The sequence below is a fragment of the Pyxidicoccus trucidator genome, assembly GCF_010894435.1.
Lineage (GTDB): Bacteria > Myxococcota > Myxococcia > Myxococcales > Myxococcaceae > Myxococcus > Myxococcus trucidator.
Genome location: NZ_JAAIXZ010000005.1, coordinates 12,973 through 37,495, shown reverse-complemented (window position 1 = coordinate 37,495; position 24,523 = coordinate 12,973). Strand labels below are relative to the sequence as shown.

Here is a 24,523-nt window from a genome sequence, read left to right as displayed (position 1 = left end):
GGGAGTGAAGGTGCCCCACTCACCCTCGCCGGGCGACAGGGCACCCTCACCGCTCCGCGCTACCGGCCGAGCGTGTCCTTCATCACGCTGAAGAAGTCGGCCGGATAGACAAGCTCGTAGCCGTAGAACCCATAGGACTGGGTGCTCGCCCCGACTGTGGTGCCTTGCAGCTCATCGTAGCGACGGGCGGCAATGGTGCCCCACGTGCCCTGGGTGTCATACCAACCCGGATTGGTCAGACGGCCCGCAGCGAGCTCCTGCTTGTACAGGCGGTCCAGGTAGCCCAGCGCATAGATGATGTGGGTGTCTCCCCCGCTGTAGCCGCGAGTCACCTCCGAGTACACGAAGTACTTCTTGCCGCTGTCGTAGCCGTGCTTGACCACGTAGTTCATGCCCTGCAGCAGCATATCGATGAGCAGCGGCTGGCTCACCCCCGAGGCCTTGCCCGCCGCAGCGAACCGCAGGTCGGCTTCGCGGAACTTGATGATGTTCCCCATGAGCGCGCCCGCCATCCAGGGGTTGGTGCCAGTGGCGTTGTACCCGCCGTTGTTGTCCATCTTCGACATGGTCCAGTAGCCCGTCCCCTGGGAGGCATCGTTCACCCCGAGGACGGTGTTGGAGACGCTCCCCGTGGCCGGGCTGTAGCCAACGTGGTTGAGCGGGGTCCTGAACCACTGGATGAGGTAGTTGACCAGGCCGCCCGCCACGTCCTTGTGGTAGGTCGCATCACCCGTCACCCGCACGTACTCGTTCATCACGTAGAGAGGCCAGCCGTAGTCACGCTCGGCCTCGCGGTAGATGTCCGCCGTCTTGAACGGGAGCTTGAAGAAGTAGGGCGAGACGAACTTCCACCAGTTGGCAATCTCCGTGAGCACGTCGAGCGAGCGCTTGTCGCCAGTGAGCAGGTAGTTGTTGCTCAGGCCGCTCACATGCGCGTGGCCCCAATGCAGGTTGCGGACCTGATGGTCCACGTTCTCATGGTTGATGGCGTGCACCTCGCCCGCCGGCTGCGGCGTGCCGCCCGTGGACCAGTAGCCGGCACGAGGACCATGGGACACGTCGACGTCCATGAAGTGACGGGTGCTGATATCGGCCAACTGGAACCAGCGCGGGTCTCCACTGCGCAGGAACTGCGTGAAGAAGTTGTTCGCACCGACGTGGGTGTCATTGTAGAAACTGGGCACTCGCACGTCATTGATTTCAAGCGCCCAGCCTCCCCGCAGCCGGTCGCCGTAGTCGCGCCAGCCGAACATGGTGGCATTGCCATCCGACTTCTCGATGCTCCGCTCGTAGATGTCTTGCATCAGGAAGGCGTCGTAGCCCTTGTTCGCCCCGGTCGGGGTGCCGACATTCAGGTCGCCGAAGACACCCGACGAGACGTACCACTCCGGAGTGGCCATCAGCTCCAGCCGGTGGCGCTGATAGCTGTCGTTCAGCGCATGGAGGGCGCTGGTGGTGGGCGTGCCGGCCCCGAAAGCCAGGCGCAATTGGTAGGTCTTCGCCCCGCCCGGCCGCGTGAAGTACATGCTCTCCGCGCGGCGATAGGTGACGCCTGACAGTACCGGCTGCGTGGTTTCGGCAGTCCCGCCACGCGCCGGGAACAGGGAGGCCGTCAGGGTGTTGCCGTTGACGCTCAGCTCGCTCGGGAACTGCTGCCAGAAGTCCCGGACCATCAGGGCCAGGTGACGGCTGCCGGAATCCAGTGCCACCCAACCGGAGGCCTTGGCCCCCGTGCCCACGCCGCTGTAGCTGAAGGTGTGGCCCTGGTCGAAGCCGTCCTCGAAATGGAACTGGCCCTTCTGCAACAGGTAGTGCTCGCCGGACACCTTCGCGCCATACGCCACGCCGCCTTCACCTCCGAAGCGGTAGTCGGCCGCGCCGTCGGAGAGGTAGCGCCAGCGCATGCCCATGGCCCTGGCCGCAATGGCAAACGACGTGGGTGTGGTCTGGACGTTGGCCTCGAGGCGGTCATCGATGACGGAGACCTCGACGTCGACCTTGTCGGAGCCCTGGTGCGCGTAATAGCGGACCAGGTACTTGATGAGCCGGGCGCCGCTGCCGTTGGTGAGCGAGCCCTGGGCCTTGATGACCGCCCGCAGCGGCCCGCTTTCTTCCACGGTGACGACCGCGTCGGTGGCCGCGGAGGCCGTGTACTCGAGGTTGTCGTAGGCGTTGACCATGAACAGGTCGCCAGCGTCGATGAGCTGCTCACCGGCCTCGAACGTGCCGTTGCCGTTGGCATCTCGCCAGAGCCGGGTGATGACACCCTTGCTGCTGACGGCGAACTTCACCAGGCCGGTATCGACGGTGAGCTCGGTCGACGGGCTGCCACTGAGGGCCACCTCGCGCGGCAGCGCGGCCCGAGCCACGCCGGCGCCATAGGCCACGCGGTAGGACCGGGCGGCGCCGAGGTCGGTCACGAGGTGCGTCAGCGCCACCTTGATGGAGCCGTCGGGCCAGCGCGAGATTGCGTCGAACTGCGCCGGCACTTCCTGGCTGCCATCGCCGGTTTCCAGCCGCAGCGCGGAGAGGTCGGCCAGCGCCCCCATCGGCAGGGGAACCCCCGTGCGCAGCGGGACCTTCTCGGCGGTCGGGCCCGCGGCAAGGCTCAGGGAGATGTACTGGGTACCGGTGACGACCACCGGTGTGAAGCCGGCCTCCACGGTGGTGTCGGCGGTGAGGGTGGTGGTGCAGGCGGCCGTGCCGGTGCAGCCGCCTCCGCTCCAGCCACCGAAGCTGTAGCCCGCCGCGGGCTCCGCGGTCAGGGTGACGGCGGTGCCTCGGGTGAACGAGGCCGAGCAGGTGGTGCCGCACGACACGCCGGTGGGACTGGAGGTGATGGTGCCGGCCCCGGTGCGGGTGAGCGTCAGCTGGAATGAGGCGGGCTCATCAGGCGGTCCTGCGGGAGGTCGGGGAGCGTCGCCGGTGCAGGCGAAAAGGCACACGGCTGCGACTGCCATGGCCAGCCATTTTTCCTGGTGGATGAGAGTTTTCATTGCGACCCGCAGAGCAATCGCGAGACCACCGCCGGAGTGTGTGCTTCGTCCCAGCGAAGACGCGCACTTCGTGACGCGAGCGACACGGTCAACGGGGTGGACAGTACCCCCTGATCTGTGGGGCGATGCCCCCGACGCGCGCAAGCGGAGCCGGCCTCCCCGACTGGACGACGCGGGTGGGGACGCGCTATCGCGCACCCAGGAGAGGTGCCATGCCAGACGAGTGGATGCTGCAGGTCACCCGGATGACTCGCCAGCGAATCATCGAGCTGGCCATGCAGGGCGGATATTTCGACGCCGTCATGCGCTCCGGACACGAGTTGGAGCGGGTGAAGGAGTACCTGCGCATCCTGTCGGGTCAGCAGCCCGCCCCACCTGTGACGCCAGGTCTGGAGCCCACGATTCTTCCTCCATTCCCCGGCCTGGCGCAGCGGCCCTGGTACGAGCCGCCTCCTCCCGCCGCGGCGGCGCTGGAGCGCTGCGCGGACGCGGTGGAGCGGGACCTGGCGCGGCTCGAGAACGCCGAGCTGAGGCACTACGAGGGCCTCATCGTCCAGTCAGGCCGGTGGACCGTGCACTCCGTCTTCTTCGGCGGAGAGCGCTGGGACAGGCTCTTCCGGCCCGAGCTGGCCATGGAGGAGACCGCCGAGGTCGTGCAGTCGATGGATGGTGAGTGTACGGCCTTCCCGCTGAGCGACGTGGTCTTCTCCGCGCACGAGGCGGGCACGCGGTTGACGCCCCACTGCAGCTGGGACGGCTTCCGGCTCCGGCTTCACCTCGGCCTGCGGATTCCGGAGGGCTGCGGCATCCGCGTGGGCCCGGAGTCGCGGCAGTGGGAGCGGGGCCGCGTGCTGGCCTTCCAGGATGCGTTCGAGCACGAGACCTGGAACCGGAGCCAGGAGCGCCGCGTGGTGCTCATCGTCGATTGCTGGCACCCGGACCTGACGCTGCCCGAGCGCGAGGCCCTGCTGGGGCTGACGCGGAAGCTCGAGGTGCGGAGCCTGTTCGTCCCGCTCCGCCTCCCCGAGGAAATGCACCCGACACTCTTTGCCCGCTTCGCGGAGAACGAGCGCACCGACCCGCTCGTGCGGCGCTTCTGGCGCATGTGAGCCGCTCCGAATGAGAAGCCAGCGTGTACCAGGAGCGGCCCTTGACCTGTCCCGGAGTCATCCGGGGGACTTCCGGCCGCTCCGTCCTGGCGTGGGCGGTGCGGGCTTGTCCCCCTCGGCGAGCCAGGACACCCATCGCCGCAGCTCGGCTTCCGTCCGCCGCGTGGGTGCGCCGACCGTCCCGGAGCGGAAGAGCGACAGCCCTTCCAGCAGGGCCACGAGCAGCTCCGCCCGCACGACGGCCTCGGCGCGAGGCAGCTTCGGCGCCGCCTTGAGCAGCAGCTCCGCGACTTCTTCGGTGTAGTGCGCGTAGAAGACCCGAAGCTCCGAGGCGATGGTGGGCTCCCGCGCCGCCAGCGCCCACAAGTCATAGAAGAGCCGGTTGCTGGCGGGGTCGAGCTGGTCTTCCAGCAACAAGGCCAGCGCCTTGTCGAGCGCCCCGGCCGAGTCTCCCGCCGCGCGCATCCGCTCCTCGAGCCGCGCTCTCGCCCGCGCCAGGACGCGCGCGAGCAGGGCCCGCACCAGCTCCTCGCGGGTGGCGAAGTAGTACTGCAGGTTGCCCAGCCGGATGCCCGCCCGCTGGGCGACTCCGCGCAGCGAGAGGGCCGCGTGGCCCTCGTCCACGAGCAGTCGCTCCGCTGCGTCGAGGATGGCTTCGCTCCGCTCCTGCCCCTTGGGAGATGCGCCTCGCGTGCTCATGCCGCCCGCCGCTCCTCCGCGTGCATGGCGGGCTGGAGGTCGAGCTCCACACCCAGCGAGCGCACCGCCGCGAGCCCTCGCTCGGGCGACGGGTGCTGCTCCGGGAAGGCAACGCCGCGAGGCGGGGCGTCTCCATCCAGGCCGAGCGCACGCTCCAGGGCCAGGGTGGCTCCCGCCGCCGTCAGATGGGCCTGCCCCCGCGCATCCACCAGCGTGGCCGTGCGCGACGCTCCGCCGGAGGAGACCTGGATGTGGACCACCGCGCGGCCCCCCTTGCCGGAGCCGCGCAGCAGGGCTCGGCGCAGGCCCCGGAAGCCCTCGCCTCGGAGCAGATGGAAGAGGCCCAGCCCCTGGGCGGCCTGGAGCGCGAGCGTGGCCGACTCGTCCGTGAAGCCGATGCGCGTGGAGACCGTCCGCGCGCCGAGGACCAGGGGGAGCGTGAGCTGCTCGGGCGTGTCGAACCGGACCACCCGGCGGCGACGGCCCGCCAGCTCGACGCGGCGCACTCCGGTCAGCGGCTCCACCACCCGGCGCTGCCCGTCCTCCGTCACCTCGAAGGCCACGTGCATGCGGTCCATGAACTCGATGGAGTCCTCACCCGCGCGGTCCGCCAGGTCGTAGAGGATGGAGGTCTCGACGGAGGCCGCGCCTCCCAGTTCCCGGGCCAGCGCCGCGCTCACCATGGGGACGAGGCCGCCCATCCACCCGGAGGCCATGACGACAGGCGCACGGGGAGGCTCCACCGCCATCAAGGCCAGCGCCTGCTGGACGCGCGCCGTCCAGCGGGTGATGTCCACGAAGGGAATGCCCGCTCGAAGGCAGGCACGCAGCAGCCGGTCCGAGGAGTCGTTCACCAGCGCGACGACGGCCCGCGCGGAGAAGCCGAGCGGCGCCGCCCCGCCGAGGTCCAGCACCTGGAGCGACGCGCCGACCTCCGCCGCCAGGGCCGCGCCCCGGGAGGGCGTCCGCCCGGCCAGCACCAGCGGCAACGCGGGATGACGGGCCCGGAGCATCCGGGAGACCTCTCCGCCAACGACTCCGTATCCCCCGGCGAGGACGACGGCCCCCTCGGCGTCGTACCGGAGTGTGTCCTTCACCAGGGTCTCTTGAGCTTGCATGGGGGAAATATAGGTCGTTCGACCTATTTTGTAAATTGAATCGGATTTCGCGGCCTCGGGCAGATGGCGGAGCCACCCCTGGCCGGTTGCGCGCAAGCCGAGCATCCGTCAGCAGCCCTTCTCGGCCCCGCGGCCTGCCCGCCCCGTCGGCCGGACTCACATCCGCCCCATGCGTTGACAGCTTTCAGGCGGATTCCCAGAATCAGATGCTTCAGCGAACCCTCTCTCCGCACATGAAGCGCAAGGAGCATCGGCATGAAGCCCGTCTGGAGTCTCGTAGCTGCCCTTGTTGTTGGTGCCGTCCTGGGTTGTGGCGCCGGAATCGCCGAGGTTTCGGAGGAAGACTCCCCTGGCGAGGTCGGTGTCTCCTCCGCGGCTATCGGCGTCTGTGGGGACGGCATCTGTACCGTGGGGGAGAGGGTCGGTTGTCCACAGGACTGCCCCCCTGTTTGCGGCGACAACGTTTGTTGCTGGGAGACGCAGGCCGAGTGCCCCACGGACTGCTACCGCGGCGATTCGGAAGATCGGGGCTGCTACAAGACCTCGCCCTGACGGAGGCCGCGCACTGCGTCTCGTGGGCGTGCTTCTCATCGAGAAAGACGAAGGTGAGCCTGCCCGGATTTGACGGGGCAACTCCAGACACACGACTCCCGAGAACGGCGCACACAAGAGACACGTCGTGGCTGGCAGGACACAGCTCCTGGCACCAAAGCAAACCCCGGGCCCAGGGCTCTCGAGAGGACCGAGGCTGCATGGAGACACCCTCGGCCCCTCTCCTGACGGAGGCAATACAGAGAGCGCGAGAGAAGAGTCTTCCGACGAGACGACGGCGAATGCGGTGCGGTCACCGTGACACGATGTGGCCAGGCTGCCACACAAGACATTCCCACATGAAGTCTTCGCCCATATCGAGAGCCTTGAGCATTCATTCATTGAATTCACAAACACTCCCGCCGTCGGTCTCCGCGCAGCGCAAGGAGACAATCACATGAAATGCATTGCGGTATCGAAGTGGAGCGGAGTCCTGACCCTGTTGGTGGGACTCCTTCTGGGCGTGGGTTGTGGTCAGCCCACGTCGCTGGCGGAGACAGAAGGCATCCAGGCATCAGCGGTTGCCCGGATGCGGCCACGGGCGCGCATCGCCACGGGCGCGCAGCACTCCCTGGCCATCCGTTCGGATGGGAAGGTGTGGACCGCGGGGGACAACAGGTACGGGCAGCTCGGCACAGGTGACTTCACCAGCTCCTCGACTCCAGTCCAGGCGCAGGGCCTGGCGGGGGTGACCGCGGTGGCTGGAGGCATGAGCCACTCCGTGGCGCTTCGCTCCAACGGCACGGTCTGGACCTGGGGCGCCAACGGGCGGGGCCAGCTGGGTGACGGCACCCACCACACCCGCACCACGCCGGTCCAGGTCCCAGGGCTCATCGGTGCCACCTCCGTGGCGGCCGGCGGGTACTACACGCTCGTGGCGAAGACCGACGGCACCGTCTGGGCCTGGGGAGACAACAGCTTCGGCCAGCTCGGAGATGGCACGACCACCTCGCGCCCTGCGCCCGTCCAGGTCCAGGGGCTGTCCGGCATCGTGGCCGTTTCGACGAGCGCCGAGACCTCCCTGGCCATCCGCGCGGATGGAACCTTGTGGAGCTGGGGACGGAACTTCGCGGGGCAGCTCGGCAACGGCACGTACGCCGACAGCCCCCTTCCCGTCCAGGTCCAGGGGATGACGGGCGTCGTCGCAGCGTCGGTGGGGCGCATGAGCGCGTTCGCCGTCCGATCGGATGGCTCCCTCTGGGGCTGGGGCTCGGACATCACCCTCGGAGGAATACGGACAACGCCGACCCAACTCGAGAGCCTGACGGGCTGCATCGATGTCGTCGTCGGCAACTCCTCCAGCCGAGTCATCAAGACCGACGGCACGGTGTGGAGCTGGGGCATGAACGAAACGGGCGAGCTGGGCGATGGCACCAAGCAGTCCCGCTCGCTTCCCGTCCAGGTGCCAGGGCTCACGGGCGTCTCGGCGGTCGCGGCGGGTCATGAGCATGTGCTGGCGCTGCGCTCGGATGGCTCCATCTGGGGCTGGGGCAGCAATCGCGATGGCCAGCTCGCGAACGGAGCCGTCACCCGCAATGCCGTTCCCGCGCCCGTGCAGGGCGGACTGACGGGGGCGCTCTCCGCGGCGGCGGGCAACATGCATTCACTGCTTCTCAACCATGATGGAACAGTCTGGGCCTGGGGACAGAACGAGTACGGGCAGTTGGGCGATGGAACGCAGACGCGGCGAACCGAGCCCATCCAGGTGCCCGGGCTCGACGGCGTCGCCGCCATCAGTGCGGGAGGGCACGCCTCGCTCGCATTGCGGCATGACGGCTCGGTCTGGGAATGGGGACAGGGAAGCATGACACCCCACCTGGTTCCAGGCCTGCCCCCCATCGTCGCCATCTCCGTGAGCTGGAGCCATGCCCTGGCGCTCGCCGATGACGGGACTGTCTGGGCCTGGGGACAGAACAACGCCGGCAATCTGGGCGACGGCACGACCCTCATGCGCTGGATTCCCGTCAAGGTCCTGAGCCTGGACAGGGTCGTGAAGGTGGCCGCGGCGAACGAGCTCTCGCTCGCCATCCGGCAGGACGGCACGGCCTGGGCCTGGGGGCAGAACGCCGACGGGCAGCTTGGCGACGGCACGACGGAAAACAGACACACCCCCGTCCGGGTGCAGACACTGACGGATGTCATTGCCATCGCGGGAGGCGACTACCACGCCATGGCCCTGAAGTCCGACGGCAGCGGGTGGTCCTGGGGCCAGGACTACCAGCGCGCGGGGATGCGGAGCCAGGAGAGTGAGGACCTGCTCCCTGTTCCCATGAGCGTCAGCGGACTGCTCGACGTGGTCTCCGGCCCCTCTCTGGCCATGGCGACGACCCTCGACAGCCGCGTGTGGGCCAGCGGCCGCAACCACCGGGGCCAGCTCGGCGACGGCACCACGGCCTCCCGCTTCAACCCCGTCCTCGTCCAGGGAATCACCACGGGTGTGACGGCCCTCGCGGTCGGCGGCGAGCACATGCTGGCCATCCAGCCGGACGGCACCGCGTGGGCCTGGGGCAACAACTCGGATGGACAGCTGGGGTATGGCGAGCCGCTCGACAAGCTCGTCCCCATCCGCACCCAGCTGCCCTGAGCCCTTGAAGGGTACGGAGGCCCGGGCCGCGATTCGCTCGACAGCCAGGCCGTGGTGCACGTCGTGGGGCGTGTGTGACGGGCCGGGCCCTCGTCCGGTGTGACGGGCGCAGCTCCGCGCGTGCGTCCCCGTGTGGACGCCGCCCGGGGACGTGCGGAGCATGGAGGTGAATGGCCGGCCTCAGGGGAATCGCAGGGCCCTGTCGAACACGAACTGGCCGCCGTCGATACGCCAGAGCAGATAGGTACCGCGGAAGGGCTCACCGTTCTCGTCCAGGTCCAGCGGCCCGGAGGCGCCCTCGTAGTTGACCTCCTGCCCCGCGCTCAACAGCTCCAGGGCCGCCGCGAACCCGCCAACGTTGACGGGAATCCCCACCGCGTCCTTCGTGCCCGAGACGGCGATGAGGTTGTCGCGAAGCGCCTCGGTGGTCGCGCCACCTCCCTTCACCATGGCGAGCGCCATGAGGTAGACGGCGTCGTAGGTCCGCTGGAGCCGGCCGGAGTCTTCGATGGCGAAGCTCTCTCCGGTGGCGGCCTCATAGGCCTCCACGAACCGCTGTCTGTTGGGGTCGTCCAGGGCCGCCGTGGGAACCAGGCCCTGCATGCCCTGCGCGACCGTGGCGTCCGCGCTCGTGAGGAACCCCGGACCGAACACCGCCTCCGAGGCGAAGAACCTCACCCCGCTGATGTCGGCGGAAGCCACGAGGTCTCGCGACAGGCCGGCGGCGCCCACGGAGAACCCCATGATGACGATGGCCTGGGGCTTTCCGGCGGCGTAGAGGCGCTGGACCTCGTCCGTGAACCCGGTCGTCTTGCCCGTCGGATGTGCCACCCTCGCAATGATGCGACCGCCGAGCGCGGTGAAGCGCTGCTCGAAGCCGTCCGCGAGGCCGGTGCCATAGATGTCGTCGACGTGGACGATGGCGGCGGAGTCCAGGCCCTGGCGGCGGACCTCCTCGGCCAGGAGCGGCCCCTGGCGCTCGTCGTTGGCAATCGTGCGATAGAAGTTGGGAAGCCCCGTGAGGGTGGACGACGAAGAGGTGGGCGAGACGATGACCACGTTCGCCGCTTCGGGCGCGACGACCTCGAGGTCCGCCCGCGCCGCCGCGCTGCAGGTCGCGGCGACGATGGCCACGACGCCCCGCTCCAGGAGCCCGCGGACGACCCCTGGGGCGTGGTTCTCGTCACACAGCCTGTCCTGCGCCACGATGACCTCGACGCGCCTGCCGAGCACGCCTCCCGCGAGGTTGATTTCCCGGGCGGCCAGGCGCGCCGCGAACCCCGTGTTGCGCGGGATGCGCGTCTCGATGACGCCCAGCGTGATGGAGTCCCCGGCGGGCGTGTACTCCCGTGCGTCGAGCGGCTCACAGGCCCCGCCTCCCAGGAGGACGAGCGCGAGGAGCGCGGCGCGGCCGAACGTGCTCATGGTGTCCATGTGAAGCCCAGCGTGGCCTCGCGCCCGAAGCCGGGCAGATCGACGCCGTTGTAGCCGGGCTCGGCATAGTGGGAGTCCAGCAGGTTGTTGACCTGGAGGTGCACGCGCGCGTGCTTCCACTCGTACATCCAGATGGCGCTGAAGAGCGCGTAGGGGTCGAACAGGTAGGGCGCGTTGGCGAGCAGGACGTTCCCCCTCGAGGCCCGGCGCGCGCCCACATACCGGCCGCGCAGCCCCACGGTTCCCGCGAAGCCGCTGCGCCACGTCCAGGCCAGCTCGGCGAGGAGGCGTGGGTAGGCGGCGGCCGGCTGCGAGAGGGTTCCCAGGAACGGGTCTTCCCTCTCCTCCTCCGTGTCCTGCGCCTCGAATGTCGCGACGACGTGGTGCCCCCCATGGGACCAGCGGGCTTCCGTCTCGAGGCCCAGGGTCCTCGACGTACCGACGTTCACCGGCAGGACGGTCTGCGCGCCCTGGGGAAGCAGATCGATGGTGTCGCTCGTGTCCGTCAGGTACGCGTTCACCGACAGGAGGAGCTTGGGGTACGGCGTCACGAGGACCTGGGCCTCGCTCGTCATGGCCGTCTCGGGGAGGAGCTCGGGGTTGCCGACGACGTCACCCGCGTAGAGCGGCTGGGCATAGAGGTACAGCGGGTTCGGCGCCAGGAACGACGTGCCGGTCCGGAGCTTCAGGGTCAGCTCCGGGGTGAAGGCGTGCGCGAGGCCGACGTGGTAGTTCACGACGCCGCCGTAGATGTTGTGCCGGTCGTACCGCACGTTCGCCGTCAGGCCGAAGCCGGGGAGCGACTCGAAGGGGTGGGCGGTTCCCTGTCCGTACACCCCGAGGTTCTGGAACAGCACCTCCTCCTGGATGCCGAGCGGCGCGGTCTCCGAGCCGTCGGCGTTCGTCACGGTGAAGACGGTGAGCGGCTTCTCCAGGTCGCGGGTGAGGTCGATGCCCACGAGCAGGGAGTACCCGCGCGCCCGCGCGCTCGACTCGAGCACGAGGTCGATGGCGCGATAGCCGAAGTCGCGGCGCGGATGTGTCGCCGTCGAGCCGGCGTTCAGGCGTTCGCGGCTCGACGGGCCGCCCATGGAGAAGCCCGCGGAGGCGCTGGTCTCCAGCCAGTCGGTGGGCCCGAAGTCGAGCTTCGCCCGGCCGGCGAAGTTGTCCACGACGAGGTGGTTGTCATGGCTCAGCGTTCCGAAGTCGAGGAACTCGGCGAACGAGTCCAGGCGGCTGTAGAGGGCCTGGACGTGGAGCGCCGTCTTGTCCGAGGGCTCGAAGTCGAAGGCTCCGAAGGCCGCCATGGGCCGCGCGATGTCCCCCTCGCTCTCGTGGGTGGCGAACGTGTCGTAGTTCGGCGACGCCGCCGGCAGCTCGTAGCCCGAGCGGTCGACGTAGCCGTATCTGAAGGTGCCCAGCGCACCCCACGACTTCCGGGCGTGCTGGAGCAGGGCCTCTCCCCCCACGCCGGTGGGCGGACCGTAGGTCACCCGGGCCGTGAGCTCGCCGAGCTGGTCGGCGGAAGGCTGGCGCGTGATGACGTTCACCACGGCCAGGTAGGCGTTCGCCCCATAGAGCGCGGAGGCAGGCCCGCGGACGACCTCGATGCGCTCGATGGTGCGCATGGGGATGAACTCGAGTCCGAGGAAGTTGGTGCCATCCGCCCGGAAGGTGGTGGGCTGGCCATTGATTAGGACCTTGATGATGCGGTTGTAGGCGCGGTGTCCCGAGCTCAGCCCGCGCACCCCGAGGTTGGGCGTCACGAAGTCACGAATGATGTAGAAGCCGGGGACGTGCTCGAGCGCCTCGGCGACGCTCCGGTAGCCCCACGTCGCGAGCTCCTCTCGCGTGATGACCGAGACGATGGCGGGCGCCTGCTCGAGCTTCTGCGGCTGCTTGGTGGGCGTGACGATTTCCACCTGCATGAGCTCTTCGAGGGGCAGCTCGGAGAGCGACCCTGGCGTCTCTTCGGGAGGCTCGGCGGAGGTGGGGGCCTCCTGTTCCTGGGCGACGGAGGTTCCGCCCAGGAGGGCAAGGAGGGCCATGCCGGAGCGGACCGCGGTCCTGGCCACTGCCTTCATGGTGCGCTCCATGCACCACCCTCGGGGGATGCGCCCTGGCGACGCTCGGAAGATGGGACGGCTCACCGCGCAGTCAAGAGGCCGCGCCGTACAGGGCGGGGCCATCCACCTGGAGCCGTGGCGACCGTGCGGGGCCGGGCAGCGGTGGAAAGCCGCCATTGCGAAGCGGGAGGAAGGGCGCGCTCGTTGGCCATGGACAACCGGAGGGGTCAGTCCCTGGTGAGGCTTTGCATCCTTCCCGAGGATGCGCACCACGAGGTGCTCGGGGGCCGTCGTGGGGGCCGGAGGACGCCGATGAGGTCTCTGTCCATTCTCCGCTTCATGCCGGCCCTCGCGGCCTTCGTCCTCCCTCAGGGAGTGGCGAGTGCGGAGGCTCCCGTCGAGGCGGAGGTGAAGGCCGAGTTCCTGGAGCGGTTCACGCGGTTCATCGACTGGCCGGAAGGTGGGTTCAAGAGTCCGGGGTCCCCCTTCGCCCTCTGCCTGCTGGGGCACACCCCGCTGGAGCCATACCTGGCGAGAATGGCCCGGAGCCGCCGCATCAAGGACCGCCCCATCCAGGTCCGGATGCTGGAAGGGCCGGGCGAGGTGGAGGGCTGCGCGCTGGTCTGGATTCCTCCCGAGGCCGCCGGCTCGCTGGAGCAGGTCCTGGAGCGCACCGCGGGCAAGGCCATCCTCACGGTCGGGGACACCGAGGGCCTGGCCGAGCGCGGAGCGCACATCAACATGAAGCGGGAGGGAAGCCGGCTGACCTTCGACATCAACGTGGCCCAGGCGAAGCGCAGCGGACTGCGTTTCAGCTCCCAGTTATTGCAGCTGGGACACCTGGTGGGAGGGGAGGTGCCCCCGTGAGGTTCTGGGAGGCGCTCTCGCTGCGGAGCAAGCTGACGGTGCTGCTCTTCTTCGGACTGGTCGGCCCGATGGGAACAGGGCTCGGCATCGTCGCCGCGAGGGACATCCGTGCCTTCCGCGAGGACCTCATCTCCACGACGTCGCTGGCCGCGGCCGTCGCCAGCGAGTACAGCGCCGCGGCGCTCGCCTTCCAGGACGAGGTGGCCGCGCGGCAGACCCTCGCGCGGATGGCCTCGCTCCCGGAGCTGGAGTTCGCCGAGATTCAGGACGCGCAGGGCCGCCCACTCGCGTCCTACCAACGTCCGGGTGTTCCCGGAGGAGTCCCGCTGCCCGTCCATCCCGTAGAGGGGCGGTGGGTGCGGCTGGACGACGACCACGTCAACGTGGTCCAGCCCGTCATCCACGGGGGCGTGCGCTACGGCAGCCTGCGCCTGCAGACGTCGACCGTCGCGCTCCAGGCCCGCATCAACGCGTATCTCATTGGAATCCTGCTGGTGGCGGTGGGGGTGGCCGGGCTCGCGCTGGGGCTGGCATTCCTGCTGCAGCGCCTCATCACCTGGCGCGTCCTCGCGCTGGCGGAGGTGGCGCGGGTGGTCGCAGAGAAGGGCGACTACTCCGTCAGGGTCCGGAAGGTGAGCAACGACGAGATTGGCTTCCTGGCCGACACCTTCAACGCCATGCTGGTGGAGGTGGAGCGCCGACAGCGGGAGGCGCAGGAGGCCATCCGGGTGCGGGAGGAGTTCCTCTCCATCGCCTCACACGAGCTGCGGACTCCGCTCACCCCCCTCAAGCTGGAGGTCCAGTCGCTCTCGCGGGCCGCCGCGCGAGGCACCTTGTCGGACCAGGGGACGGGGCTGCTCCAGCGGGACCTCCGGCTCATCGGCAAGCAGCTCCGGCGGCTGGAGACCCTCATCTACAACCTCCTGGATGTCTCCCGCATCACCAGCGGCAAGCTCCAGCTGGACCTGGAGGAGGTCGACCTCGTGGCCCTCCTCCGGGAAGCAGTCCAACGGCTCTCCGAGGAGTGCCGGGCCGCGGGCACCGCCATCAGCCTGGAGGTGGAGCAACCGGTGGTGGGGCGGTGGGACCCGGCGAGGCTGGACCAGGTGTTGAGCAACCTCCTGTCCAATGCCCTCAAGTACGGAGCAGGCAGGCCCATCGAGGTGGAGGCGGGCGAGCGGGAGGGCACCGCATGGTTGAGCGTCAGGGACCATGGGGTGGGCATCGCGAAGGAGGACCAGGCGCGCATCTTCGACCGGTTCGAGCGCGCGGTGTCGGTGCGCCACTACGGCGGCCTGGGGCTGGGGCTCTACATCACCCAGAGCATCGTCGCCAGCCACGGGGGACACATCCGGGTGGAGAGCCAGCAGGGCGCCGGGGCGACCTTCATCGTCGAGCTGCCGGTGGAAGGCCCCCCATGGGAGAGCCCCTGGGGCCTGGAGCCAGCCGCCCCGCCTCCGGCGCACTGAGCCGCGCGGACCGCCTCAGGCCATGAGAGGCCCGGGCCGCGAGGCACTCGACAGACAGGCCGTGGTGCACGTCGTGAGGCGTGTGTGACGGGCCGGGCCCTCGTCCGACTGGATTACCCGACCTGTGACGCGAATCGCTGTCACGCCGAGAGCGGATGGGTGGAACGAAACCCACGGATGGCGTGAGCACCCTGATGAATATTCGCTACCAGCCCCCGCTCCATCAGAGAGCGATGCCCGTGTTGCCGTTGCATCGCTGGTTGCAACTCGACGTCTCTCTCCACAGAAAGTACGAGCCTCATGTCATCAACGGACAACCATGCCGTATCGCCCGGTCGTGCCCTCGCGGCGTCCGCCGCGCTGGCCCTCACCGTCGCTGGATGCGACCCCACTGCCGCCGGAGCGGCCTCGACGCAAGAGGAGCCTCGGACCCAGACCGCCGCGCTCACACCCGCGCTCGTAGCGGTGCTGGAGCCCGAAGCAGACAGCTTCGTCACGACAGGTTTCCAGCGGGAGACCGAGAACTACGGCGGCTGGCACGAGTTCAAGGTCAGCGTCTGGTTCCAGACGCATGCCTTCCTCCGTTTCAACCTGAGCAGCCTGCCCGCCGGCGCGAAGGTCCGCTCGGTGAAGCTGACAGCCATGGCCTTTCAAGGCTACGCCAGTGGCGGCGATGGCAATGTCTACACGTACCTCGTCCAGGACAACGCGTGGGGGGAGTACACCCTCAACTTCAACAACCGGCCGCTGACTTCCGGAGGGCCCCTGGGCGCATGGTTCCTCTGGTACCCGGGTGTCGGCCACTACGAGGACAAGCTCGGCGTGAACGAGGACCCGAGCCTCGTTCCGGTCGTCCAGAGCGCGATGGATGCGACCGACCGGCGCATCTCCTTCCAGCTCAGCAACCTGGGCTACTACGACACCTACTACTACACGCGTGAGGTCGAGGACGCGACGAAGCGTCCCAAGCTGGAGGTCCGCTATGGCGACGTCTGGCAGTCCGTCAGCGCGGCGCACTCGGTCCGCACGAAGCACAGCGCCACGCTGCTGGCGGATGGCCGGGTGCTGGTCGCGGGCGGTGCCAACGACGCGGGCTGGCTGAACAGCGCCGCGCTCTACTCGCCCACCACGGACACCTGGGCGGCCACGGCCTCCATGTCCGTGAAGCGCCATGGGCACGGCTCCACCCTCCTCGGCTCCGGAGAGGTGCTCGTCACGGGGGGACAGGACAACGGCGTCTCCGTTGCCTCCACCGAGCGGTATTCGCCCTCCACGGGGACCTGGAGCGCCGCGGCGCCCATGGCGACGGCCCGCTTCCGCCACACCGTGACGACGCTGAATGATGGGAGGTTGCTCGTCGCCGGCGGCAGCGACGGCTCGCTGGGGCTGACGAGCACGGAGCTGTACGACCCGGCAACGAACACCTGGACGGCCGGGCCCGCCATGTCCTCGCGCCGCTTCGGCCATACGGCCACCCTGCTGCCGGACGGCCGGGTGCTGGTGGCGGGCGGACACACCGGTGGGCAGACACTGGCCACCGCCGAGGTGTACGAGCCGGCGACGAACACCTGGATGACCACCGGCACGATGAGCTCCCGCCACTTCGGGCACGGCGCGGTCCGGTTGCCGGATGGTCGGGTGCTGGTCACGAGCGGGCTCACGCCGAGCGGCGTCGTCACGCCCGTCACCGAGCTGTACTCGCCCGCCACCGGCACGTGGACGACCACGGGCTCGCTGGCCACGGCGCGCAGTGAGTTCAGCCTGGTGGCGCTGCCCTCGGGCCACGTGCTGGCGCTGGGCGGCACTGACGGCACGGCCATCACCCCCACGGTGGAGCGCTACGACGTGGCCACGGGCACGTGGACGCGGACTGCGGCCATGAGCAGCCCACGCCGCAACCTCTCGGCCACGGTGCTGTCGGACGGCCGCGTCCTCGCCAGCGGCGGACAGGCCGGCACCTCCACCGCGTCCCTCGCGTCCTCCGAGCTCTTCACGTCCGTCACGGACATCTGAGGTGGGTTGAATCCGGGGGCACGCCAGGCGCAACCCGCGGACATGAGCATCAACGTGCCCCGCTTCGACATGGACGCCCCCGACCTGGTGGGGGCGTCGCAGTACTTCGAGCGCCGCAGGGCCCTGGACTTCCTGTCTGTCGTGGATTCCCGGGGGATACGCATGACATCATGGGTGACTCCACGGCGGCTCCAGGTGGAGGTACCCGGTGCAACAGCTTCGATTCACGCGCACCCTCGTCGTCGTCGCGGTGGCCCTGCTGGCCGCCTGCAAGGGTGACATCGGGGGGAGTCCCCAGGCGCCACCCGGCGAGAACCCGCCGGTAGCGCCCGAGGAGCTGCCGCTGCGGCGGCTGTCGGCGGTCCAGTTCCAGAACACGCTGCGCGACGTGCTCACCCGGACGCTCGGCACCACGGAGGCAGGCGCGGTGCTGCGGGACGGCTCGGTGGCGGCGCTGCTCCAGAGCTACCCGCAGGACGTGCGGGTGCCCATTCCCTCGGAGTCCCATGGCGGCTTCCTCCGCATGGACCAGGGCGTGCAGCAGCGGCACATCGACAGCTCGTATTCCCTCGGACTGCGCGTGGGCGAGGTGCTGGGGACCAGCGCCACGCGGCGGGGGTTGCTGCTGGGCACCTGCGCCACGGACGCCAGCGCGGCCAATGACGAGGCCTGCCTGAGAGACTTCATCTCCCGCTTCGGGCGGCTGGCCCTGCGGCGGCCCGTGGGCGAGGACGACGTGGCCTTCTACCGCGCGGCGGTGAGCGAGCCCCCCGTCTCCGCGCTCGCCGTGCAGAAGGTGGTGGCGCTGATGCTGACGGCGCCGGAGTTCCTCTACTTCGTCGAGCACGGGCAAGCCGAGGTGGCCGGCACCGTGTCGCTGCTGACGGCGCACGAGCTGGCCGCGCGGCTGTCGTACCACTTCTGGCAGACGATGCCGGACGAGGCGCTCGCCGCGGCGGCGGACTCGGGCGTGCTGCTCACCGAGGCCGGCTACCGCCAGCAGGTGGAGCGCCTGGCGAGTGACTCGCGCGCGCACCTGGCCATGGGCGAGTTCTTCAGTCAGTGGTTCCGCCTGGACGACCTGGAGGAGTTCGATGGGCGCGTGGGGGACCCCGTCTTCGACGCGTTTCGCGGCGGCTTCACCCCGACCCGCGACACCCGCGAGCGCATCAACGCCGAGGTGGCCGACCTGGTCACCTGGCTGGCGGCGCATGACGGCACGCTCCAGGAGGTGCTCACGGACAGGCATGCCTTCGCACGCAACGCCGACCTGGCGGCGCTCTACGGCGTGCCGCAGTGGGATGGAACCTCGGAGCCGCCTACCTTCACCGAGCCCCAGCGCTCCGGCCTGTTGACGCGCATCGCCTTCCTCGCCACCGGCTCCGCCAACACGCGCCCCATCATCAAGGGCTACCGCATCCGCAACGCGCTCCTGTGCCGGCGCATCCCCCCGCCGCCCGCCGAAGCCATGATGACGCGGGTGGACCTGTCGCCCGAGTTCACCACGCGCGAGGTGGTGGAGCGTCTCACGGAGACGCAGGGCTCCTGCCCCGCCTGCCACCGGACGCTCCTCAACCCGCTGGGGTTCGTCACCGAGAACTTCGACGCGCTCGGGCGCTTCCGCTCCACGCAGCGGCTCTTCGACAGCAATGGCCAGCAGGTGGCCGAGCGGGCGGTGCGCACCGACACGGTGCCCGCCCTGATGCCAGGCGACACGCGCGCGGTGTCCTCGGCGGCGGACGTCACCCAGCTCATCCTCGAAAGCGGCCAGTACGAGGACTGCTTCGCCCGGCAGTACTTCCGGTACACCTTTGCTCGCGTCGAGAACGACGAGGCCGACCAGCCCGTGCTGGACGCACTGGGCGATGCGGCAAGAGGCCGCCAGTCGCTGCGCGCGGTGCTGGCCTCCGTCGCGCTGCGCCCCGAGTTCCAGCGGAGGGACTTCCGATGAGCACGTCCACCCTTTCGCGTCGCACGATTCTCCGCCTGGGCGGGACGGGGCTGGTGCTGCCCTTCCTCCCCAGCCTCCTTCCGGCGACGGCGCGCGCCCAGTCGGCGCCGTCCCACCGGTGCTTCGTCATGCTGCGCACGGAGCACGGCGGCATCCTCCAGCGGGACATGTTCCCCGCGGACGCCACGCTGACGGAGTCACTGCCGTACGCGGGCCACACGGTGCGACGGGGAGCGCTGCACGCCACCGTGGCGGAGGGAGAGGCGCGCCTGTCGGCGGTGCTGCGTGCCCCGTCGAGCGAGCTCACCGGTTCGATGGTGGGCAAGATGTGGGTGCTCAACGGCCTGGACATCCCCTTCTACATCGGCCACCACCGGGGCGGGACGCTGGGCAACTTCTCCGCGAGCGACCAGGCGCCGGACGAGGTGAAGCAGAACGGCATCCGGCCGACCATCGACCAGCTCATGGCCTGGTCTCCGTCCTTCTATGGGAACGCGGCGGGCGTGCGCGAGCGCGCCATCATCCAGGGGGAGCTCTCCTATGCGCACTCGGACCCGCGCCTGCGACAGGGACCGGTGGAGCGGGTGGGCAGCACCGTGGATGGCTCCAACCAGATCCTCTTCGACCGCCTGTTCGGGGATGTCACCGGAGGCCAGCCGCTCATCAGCGGCGCGGTGATGGAGAACTACCGGCGCCTGCGCAATGGCAACCGGCGCCTGTCGGCCGCGGACCGCCGCCGGTTGGACGACCACCTCGAGCGGCTGGCCGAGCTGGACCGCAAGCTGAACACGGTGGCGCGCTGCCAGACGCCCGTGCGTCCGGCGACGTCGAGCGGGCAGTACACGAGCCAGCCGACGTATGGGCGCGACCCGGAGGCGCAGTCCCTGTCGCACGTGCTGTGGAACGACGTGTACACGCTGGCGCTGTCGTGCGGCGTGTCGCGCATCGTGGTGGCTGGCGCAACGGACACCTTCAGCACCTACGCGGGGGACTGGCACCAGGAGATTGCCCACCAGGCGGCCAGCAGCGCGCCGGCGTACAGCACGCTGCTGACGTCCCACCAGCTCTTCTTCCGCCGCGTCTTCCTGGACCTGGCGAGCAAGCTGGAGGCAGTGGACATGGGCGACGGCACCCGGCTGCTGGACCACACCCTGCTGGCGTGGGGGCAGGAGTCGGGCAACTACACGCATGACCACACCAGCGCGCCGATTGTCGCCTTCGGCGGGGCGGAGGGCTTCTTCCGCACGGGGCAATACTGCGACTACCGCAATCTGGCGAAGACGACGGGGCAGGGCCCCGCGGGAGAGCCGCGCTGGTTCGGGCTGCTGTGGCACCAATGGCTGGGGACGGTGCTGCAGTCCATGGGCATCCCCCGGTCGGAGTGGGAGGACACCTCGCAGTGCCCGGGCTACCCCAACTACAGGTACGACGACATCCCGGGCTGGGCGGGGCCCCAGGGCTCAACGGGGCCCGTGTATCCGGACTCCGTGTGGAATGCCGCGGGTGAGGTGCTGCCCTTCCTGCGGGTTTGAGCCCCGGAGGAGCCAGCCAGAGGGTTGAGCCCACGATTTGACGGCTCCACGTCAAGGGCGGGCGGCATCATCCGTCCGCTCGGCTGGCGGAGAGGCGGCGCGGTTCCCCGTGGTGCGTGTGATATTCCGCCACTGCATGGAAACCTTCCGACTTGCGGATACGGTCGAGTTGAACAACGCATGGCTCGTCGGCCTGGGCGTGACGGTGCTGCTGCTCGCAGTCTGGGCCGTGCTCGTGGCCTCCTCCGCGCTGCTGTACCAGGGCATCCGGCTGATAGGGGTGAAGGCGCTGGAGCCGGTGGCGGACGGCCTGCGCAAGCGCGCCCGGCTGAGCGCCGCCCTCCTGTCCTTCGTGGTGGTCATCGTCGGCATCGCCGTGCTGGGCTTCTCCCTGTGGGCGAAGAAGGACCTGGAGCCCCACTTCAAGGCCTTGCTGGCGGGGGTGACGGTGGAGGGGCTGGCGGCCCTGGGGCGCGGAGTGGGGCTGCTGCTGCTGCTGCTGGCGGCCTTCCTGGTGCTGGAGCGGACGGCGCGCCAGCTCCTGGTGAAGCTCGAGCGCAGGTTGGACGGGTGGCAGCTGCGCCCGGAGCACAAGGCGCACGCCCAGAAGGCGCTGGAACAGGGGCGCGGCTTCATCAAGCTGGTGCTGGCCTACTTCGCGATGGGCGTGGTCGTCACCTCGCTGCAACCCCCGGCCGCGTTGGAGTGGCTCGTTGCCACCACCATCTTCGTGCTGCTGTCCATCAGCGGCGGGCGCCTGGCGGTGTCCTTGCTGCACCTGATGTCGGGGCGGCTGGTCGAGTCCTGGGAGGCGAAGAGCAAGGACACGAAGTACGAGGAGTACTTCGTGGCCCTCAGCCGGCTGCTGCCGGTGGGGCAGAAGAGCCTGGAGGCCATCGTCTACATCTCGGTGGCGACCCTCATCATCCGCCGGTTCCAGGGCCTGGAGTCCTTTGCTCCGTACGGGCCGGTGCTCATCCGCGTCATCGCCCTGTTCTTCGCCGCCAGCGTCGTCGTGGAGTTCATCCGGCTGCTCATCGCCCGGGCATTCAGGGTGGACGGCCCCGACCTGGATGACGCGGCCCGGCGGCGCAACACCTTCGTCGCCCTCATCCAGAGCGCCTCCAAGTACCTGGTCTACTTCCTGGTGGGGATGATGGTCCTCAGCGACCTTGGCGTGGACCCCACCCCCATCCTCGCGGGCGCCGGCATCGTCGGCCTCACCGTGGGCCTGGGCTCGCAGGCCATCGTCACGGACATGGTCAACGGTATCTTCCTGCTCTTCGAGGACCAGATATTGAACGGCGACTACATCCGCATCAACGAGACCGAGGGCGTGGTGGAGGAGATAACGCCTCGCATCACCCGCATTCGAGACCGCTTCGGGCGCCTTCACATCCTCCGCAATGGCGAAGTCAAGAATGTCATCAACTACAGTCGCGGCTGGACGCTGGCGGTCGTGGACATGGCCGTGGCCTATGAGTGCGACCTGAAGAAGGTGATGGCCGTGATTGGCCAGGTCTGCGAGCAGGTGCCCCTGCTGGCGCAGGGCAAGGTATCCGAGATGCCCAAGCTGCTGGGTATCGAGAGCATGGACGAGAGCTGGATGACCGTGCGCATCGAAGCCAAGGTGCAGCCAGGGACGCACTTCGACGTGAAGCGGCTGCTCAACCGGCTGCTCTTCGAGGCCTTCGTCGCCAACGGCCTGGAAATCCCCTACCCCAAGGGGGTGGAGTACGAGGGGGGCCCGTTGTTTCCCGTCCCCTCCGCCGCGCCGCCGCAGGAGGAGGCGCCCCAGGCCCTCGCCGCCTCGAACCGGTAGGGGCCTCAGCGGGCCAGCGACTCGACCTCGCCGGGGCTCAGCTCGACCTGCGCTTCCGAGCCGGACCACACGAACGGAATGCCGGGCTGGCGGTAGAGCGTGGCGGGAATGTCCCGGGCGAGCTGCGCGTGGAGCGCGGGGAGCTGGGACCAGTGCAGGCCATGCCGCGCGTGGTGCGCGGTGTGGTAGCCCAGGTTGCCCGTCACCAGGTTGTAGCCCCGATGCACGATGTTGTACGAGGCGCGCGTGTGCTCCGTGGCCTCGAGTCCCGCGTGGTGGAAGTACGTGGCCCAGACCGTCACGAAGAGGGACACGCACATGGGCAGCAGGAACACCCAGAGCGCGTTGTACCAGTCGTGCCAGAAGAGCAGGCCGAACAGCGCCACCTGCAGCGCGCCCATCCCCAGGAAGAGGCGGAGGGCCTTCGGGTGCTCCCGTCCCACGCGGAACGCGCGGGGATAGGCGACGAGCGTCGTGACGAGGGAGTACTCCAGCTCGCCCATCGGTGACCCGTCGCGGCGCTTCCAACGGGACTCGTCCTTCTCCTGGTCGAGGTAGTTGCGGTGGTGGCCGACCACATGGTGCAGGAACCAGCCATGTGACGTCGCCCCGGTCTGGAAGCCGAACACCACCTCCAGGAGGCGGTTGGGGAGGGCGTGGCGGAACATCGGCAGGTGCTGGTGATGGTGGTTCCACGCGCAGATCCACCCCTTGGGAATCACCCACAGGACGAGCCACAGGATGGGGAGCCACCAGCTTCGCGCCGTGAAGTACACCGTCAGGTCCAGCGCGAACGCGGTGAAGAACAGCAGGACGGGGATGCGGTCTCGGGGATGTCGGAACAAGGTCATGCGGTTTTCACAGCGGGGGCTGTACGGGCTCCAGAGGCGGGTTGAAGCTTCCCGGTGACGCCCTTGGGAAGGACCACGCCGAAGAAGAAGCCCTCCTCGAAGGGCTCCGTCGAGTCGACGTGGACGCGAACGCGAGAGGCGATGGTCAGCAGCGCCGTCCGCAGGTACACCATCGCGAAGTCCCCGGCCACACAGGCCCGGGGGCCACGTCCGAACGGGAAGAAGTGGCCGCTGCCGAGCGGATTCTTCGCGGCGCCGCCGTCCAGCCAGCGTGCCGGCTCGAAGACCTCCGGATTCGCCCAGTGGGACGGGTCGCGGTGCAGGTGCTGGTTCGAAATCATGAGCGTCGTGCCCGCGGGCCACGTCACGCCCGCCAGCTGCGTCTCGGAGGACGGCGTGCGCAGGAAGATGCGGACGGCGGGCAGGATTCTCAGGGCCTCGTAGGCGACGGCCTCGGACCAGGGGGCGTCGCGCAGGCGCTCGACGGTCAGCGGTGCCTCGGTCAGCGAGGCGGCCTCGGCGGCCAGCCGCGCCTCGGCCTCGGGGTACTTCTGGAGCTGGTGGAAGGCGCCGACCAGGGTGGTGCTCGAGGAGAAGACGCCCCCGAAGAAGAAGCCGCCCAGCAGGTGGGCATGCACCGTGTCGTCGAGCTCCGGCATCTCCCGCAGCGTCCACGACATCAGGTCCACCCGGTGGGGCCCCGGAGCCGCGCGCGCCGCGCGAAGCTTCTCGGCGAACAGCCCGTAGAAGCGCTCCCTGGCTGCCGCGAAGCCCTTGGGCGGGGAGACGAACTTCAGTGGGAGCTTTGCCTGGATGCGCGCGTCGGCGGCCGCGGCCAGGAGCATGAAGTCGTCGTAGACCGAGGTGGGGAGCTTCTCTCCCACGGTGGCCACGCAGAAGGCATCGAAGGTCAGCCGGCGCAGCGCAGGCGTCAAGTCGATGGACGGCTCGCTCCGCAGGACCTCCACCGACTCGGCCACCGCGGCCTGCAGCGGCCCCACCTGGGCGGCCTGCCAGTCGGGAGTCCACGGCTGCGCCAGCGGGTCCATTCCATGCTTGCGAGACCAGTCCTCGCCCTGCTTCGCGATGAAGGGCGTGTCGTCCGTGGTGGAGTGGCGAATCTGCTCGCCGATGTTGCCCTTCTCGAACTCCAGCCGGCGCGTCTCCAGCACCTCCTCGATGAGCGCGGGGTCGTTGAGCACCAGCGCCGGGCTGGGCCCCATCCAGATGAGGGTGCGGCCCCCGTACGTGCGCCCGTAGCGCGCGCAGACGTCCCACGGCGGGGGACCGAGGAAGTCTCCGAGGTTGCCCAGCAGGCCGGGTGGAGGCCCGGGCAGGCTCGCGTAGGGCTTGCGCCGGGCGCCGAAGAACAGGTTGAACAGACCGCGGGAAAGCAGGTTGGGCAAGGGCGTGCGCCTCCG

The 24,523-nt window shown here is 69.3% G+C and carries 15 protein-coding genes; 8 read left to right on the top strand and 7 right to left on the bottom strand.

Annotation, left to right across the window (positions count from 1 at the left end):
- Positions 1–59: 59 nt before the first annotated feature.
- Positions 60–2,960 carry an exo-rhamnogalacturonan lyase family protein gene (locus tag G4D85_RS16065; RefSeq protein ID WP_164012839.1) on the bottom strand — a complete coding sequence of 967 codons (2,901 nt, stop codon included), beginning with the start codon at positions 2,958–2,960 and terminating at the stop codon, positions 60–62.
- A gap of 248 nt (positions 2,961–3,208) precedes the next feature.
- On the opposite strand from G4D85_RS16065, the gene G4D85_RS16060 reads away from it, so the two are divergent.
- A complete protein-coding gene (locus G4D85_RS16060) occupies positions 3,209–4,105 on the top strand; it encodes an aspartyl/asparaginyl beta-hydroxylase domain-containing protein (protein ID WP_164012837.1) in 897 nt (298 codons plus the stop codon).
- Positions 4,106–4,162: 57 nt separating this feature from the next.
- On the opposite strand, the gene G4D85_RS16055 is transcribed toward G4D85_RS16060, so the two are convergent.
- Entirely contained in the window at positions 4,163–4,804 is a 642-nt protein-coding gene (locus tag G4D85_RS16055; protein WP_205525566.1) for a TetR/AcrR family transcriptional regulator, read from the bottom strand.
- Positions 4,801–5,901 (bottom strand): saccharopine dehydrogenase family protein, encoded by a 1,101-nt coding sequence (locus G4D85_RS16050; protein WP_240359311.1) that lies wholly within the window; start codon positions 5,899–5,901, stop codon positions 4,801–4,803. The genes G4D85_RS16055 and G4D85_RS16050 overlap by 4 nt, the downstream gene beginning before the upstream one ends.
- A 1,009-nt stretch (positions 5,902–6,910) precedes the next feature.
- On the opposite strand from G4D85_RS16050, the gene G4D85_RS16045 reads away from it, so the two are divergent.
- Complete coding sequence (locus G4D85_RS16045; protein ID WP_164012833.1) at positions 6,911–9,097, top strand: RCC1 domain-containing protein; 2,187 nt, start codon at positions 6,911–6,913, stop codon at positions 9,095–9,097.
- Between the two features lie 180 nt (positions 9,098–9,277).
- On the opposite strand, the gene G4D85_RS16040 is transcribed toward G4D85_RS16045, so the two are convergent.
- Both G4D85_RS16040 and G4D85_RS16035 read right to left on the bottom strand, forming a co-directional pair.
- A complete protein-coding gene (locus G4D85_RS16040) occupies positions 9,278–10,522 on the bottom strand; it encodes an ABC transporter substrate-binding protein (protein WP_164012831.1) in 1,245 nt (414 codons plus the stop codon).
- A complete protein-coding gene (locus tag G4D85_RS16035) occupies positions 10,519–12,615 on the bottom strand; it encodes a TonB-dependent receptor plug domain-containing protein (protein ID WP_164012829.1) in 2,097 nt (698 codons plus the stop codon). Before G4D85_RS16035 ends, G4D85_RS16040 begins: the two co-directional genes overlap by 4 nt.
- A gap of 294 nt (positions 12,616–12,909) precedes the next feature.
- Between G4D85_RS16035 and G4D85_RS16030 the strand changes: the two genes are divergently transcribed.
- The 6 genes from G4D85_RS16030 to G4D85_RS16005 all read left to right on the top strand — a co-directional run bounded on the left by G4D85_RS16030 (position 12,910) and on the right by G4D85_RS16005 (position 22,251).
- The gene (locus G4D85_RS16030; protein ID WP_164012828.1) at positions 12,910–13,464 is read left to right on the top strand and encodes a YfiR family protein; all 555 of its coding nucleotides are present in this window, start codon (positions 12,910–12,912) and stop codon (positions 13,462–13,464) included.
- Positions 13,461–14,933 (top strand): ATP-binding protein, encoded by a 1,473-nt coding sequence (locus tag G4D85_RS16025; RefSeq protein ID WP_164012826.1) that lies wholly within the window; start codon positions 13,461–13,463, stop codon positions 14,931–14,933. The genes G4D85_RS16030 and G4D85_RS16025 overlap by 4 nt, the downstream gene beginning before the upstream one ends.
- A 300-nt stretch (positions 14,934–15,233) precedes the next feature.
- On the top strand, positions 15,234–16,946 hold the full coding sequence (locus G4D85_RS16020) for a CBM96 family carbohydrate-binding protein (RefSeq protein ID WP_164012825.1): 1,713 nt from the start codon (positions 15,234–15,236) through the stop codon (positions 16,944–16,946).
- A gap of 208 nt (positions 16,947–17,154) precedes the next feature.
- The gene (locus G4D85_RS16015; RefSeq protein ID WP_164012823.1) at positions 17,155–18,897 is read left to right on the top strand and encodes a DUF1592 domain-containing protein; all 1,743 of its coding nucleotides are present in this window, start codon (positions 17,155–17,157) and stop codon (positions 18,895–18,897) included.
- The gene (locus G4D85_RS16010) at positions 18,894–20,429 is read left to right on the top strand and encodes a DUF1552 domain-containing protein (protein ID WP_164012821.1); all 1,536 of its coding nucleotides are present in this window, start codon (positions 18,894–18,896) and stop codon (positions 20,427–20,429) included. The genes G4D85_RS16015 and G4D85_RS16010 overlap by 4 nt, the downstream gene beginning before the upstream one ends.
- 169 nt (positions 20,430–20,598) lie before the next feature.
- Positions 20,599–22,251 (top strand): mechanosensitive ion channel family protein, encoded by a 1,653-nt coding sequence (locus G4D85_RS16005; RefSeq protein ID WP_240359310.1) that lies wholly within the window; start codon positions 20,599–20,601, stop codon positions 22,249–22,251.
- Positions 22,252–22,256: 5 nt separating this feature from the next.
- On the opposite strand, the gene G4D85_RS16000 is transcribed toward G4D85_RS16005, so the two are convergent.
- Both G4D85_RS16000 and G4D85_RS15995 read right to left on the bottom strand, forming a co-directional pair.
- Positions 22,257–23,102 (bottom strand): fatty acid desaturase family protein, encoded by an 846-nt coding sequence (locus tag G4D85_RS16000; RefSeq protein WP_164012819.1) that lies wholly within the window; start codon positions 23,100–23,102, stop codon positions 22,257–22,259.
- A complete protein-coding gene (locus G4D85_RS15995; protein WP_164012817.1) occupies positions 23,099–24,508 on the bottom strand; it encodes a cytochrome P450 in 1,410 nt (469 codons plus the stop codon). Before G4D85_RS15995 ends, G4D85_RS16000 begins: the two co-directional genes overlap by 4 nt.
- Positions 24,509–24,523 lie beyond the last annotated feature (15 nt).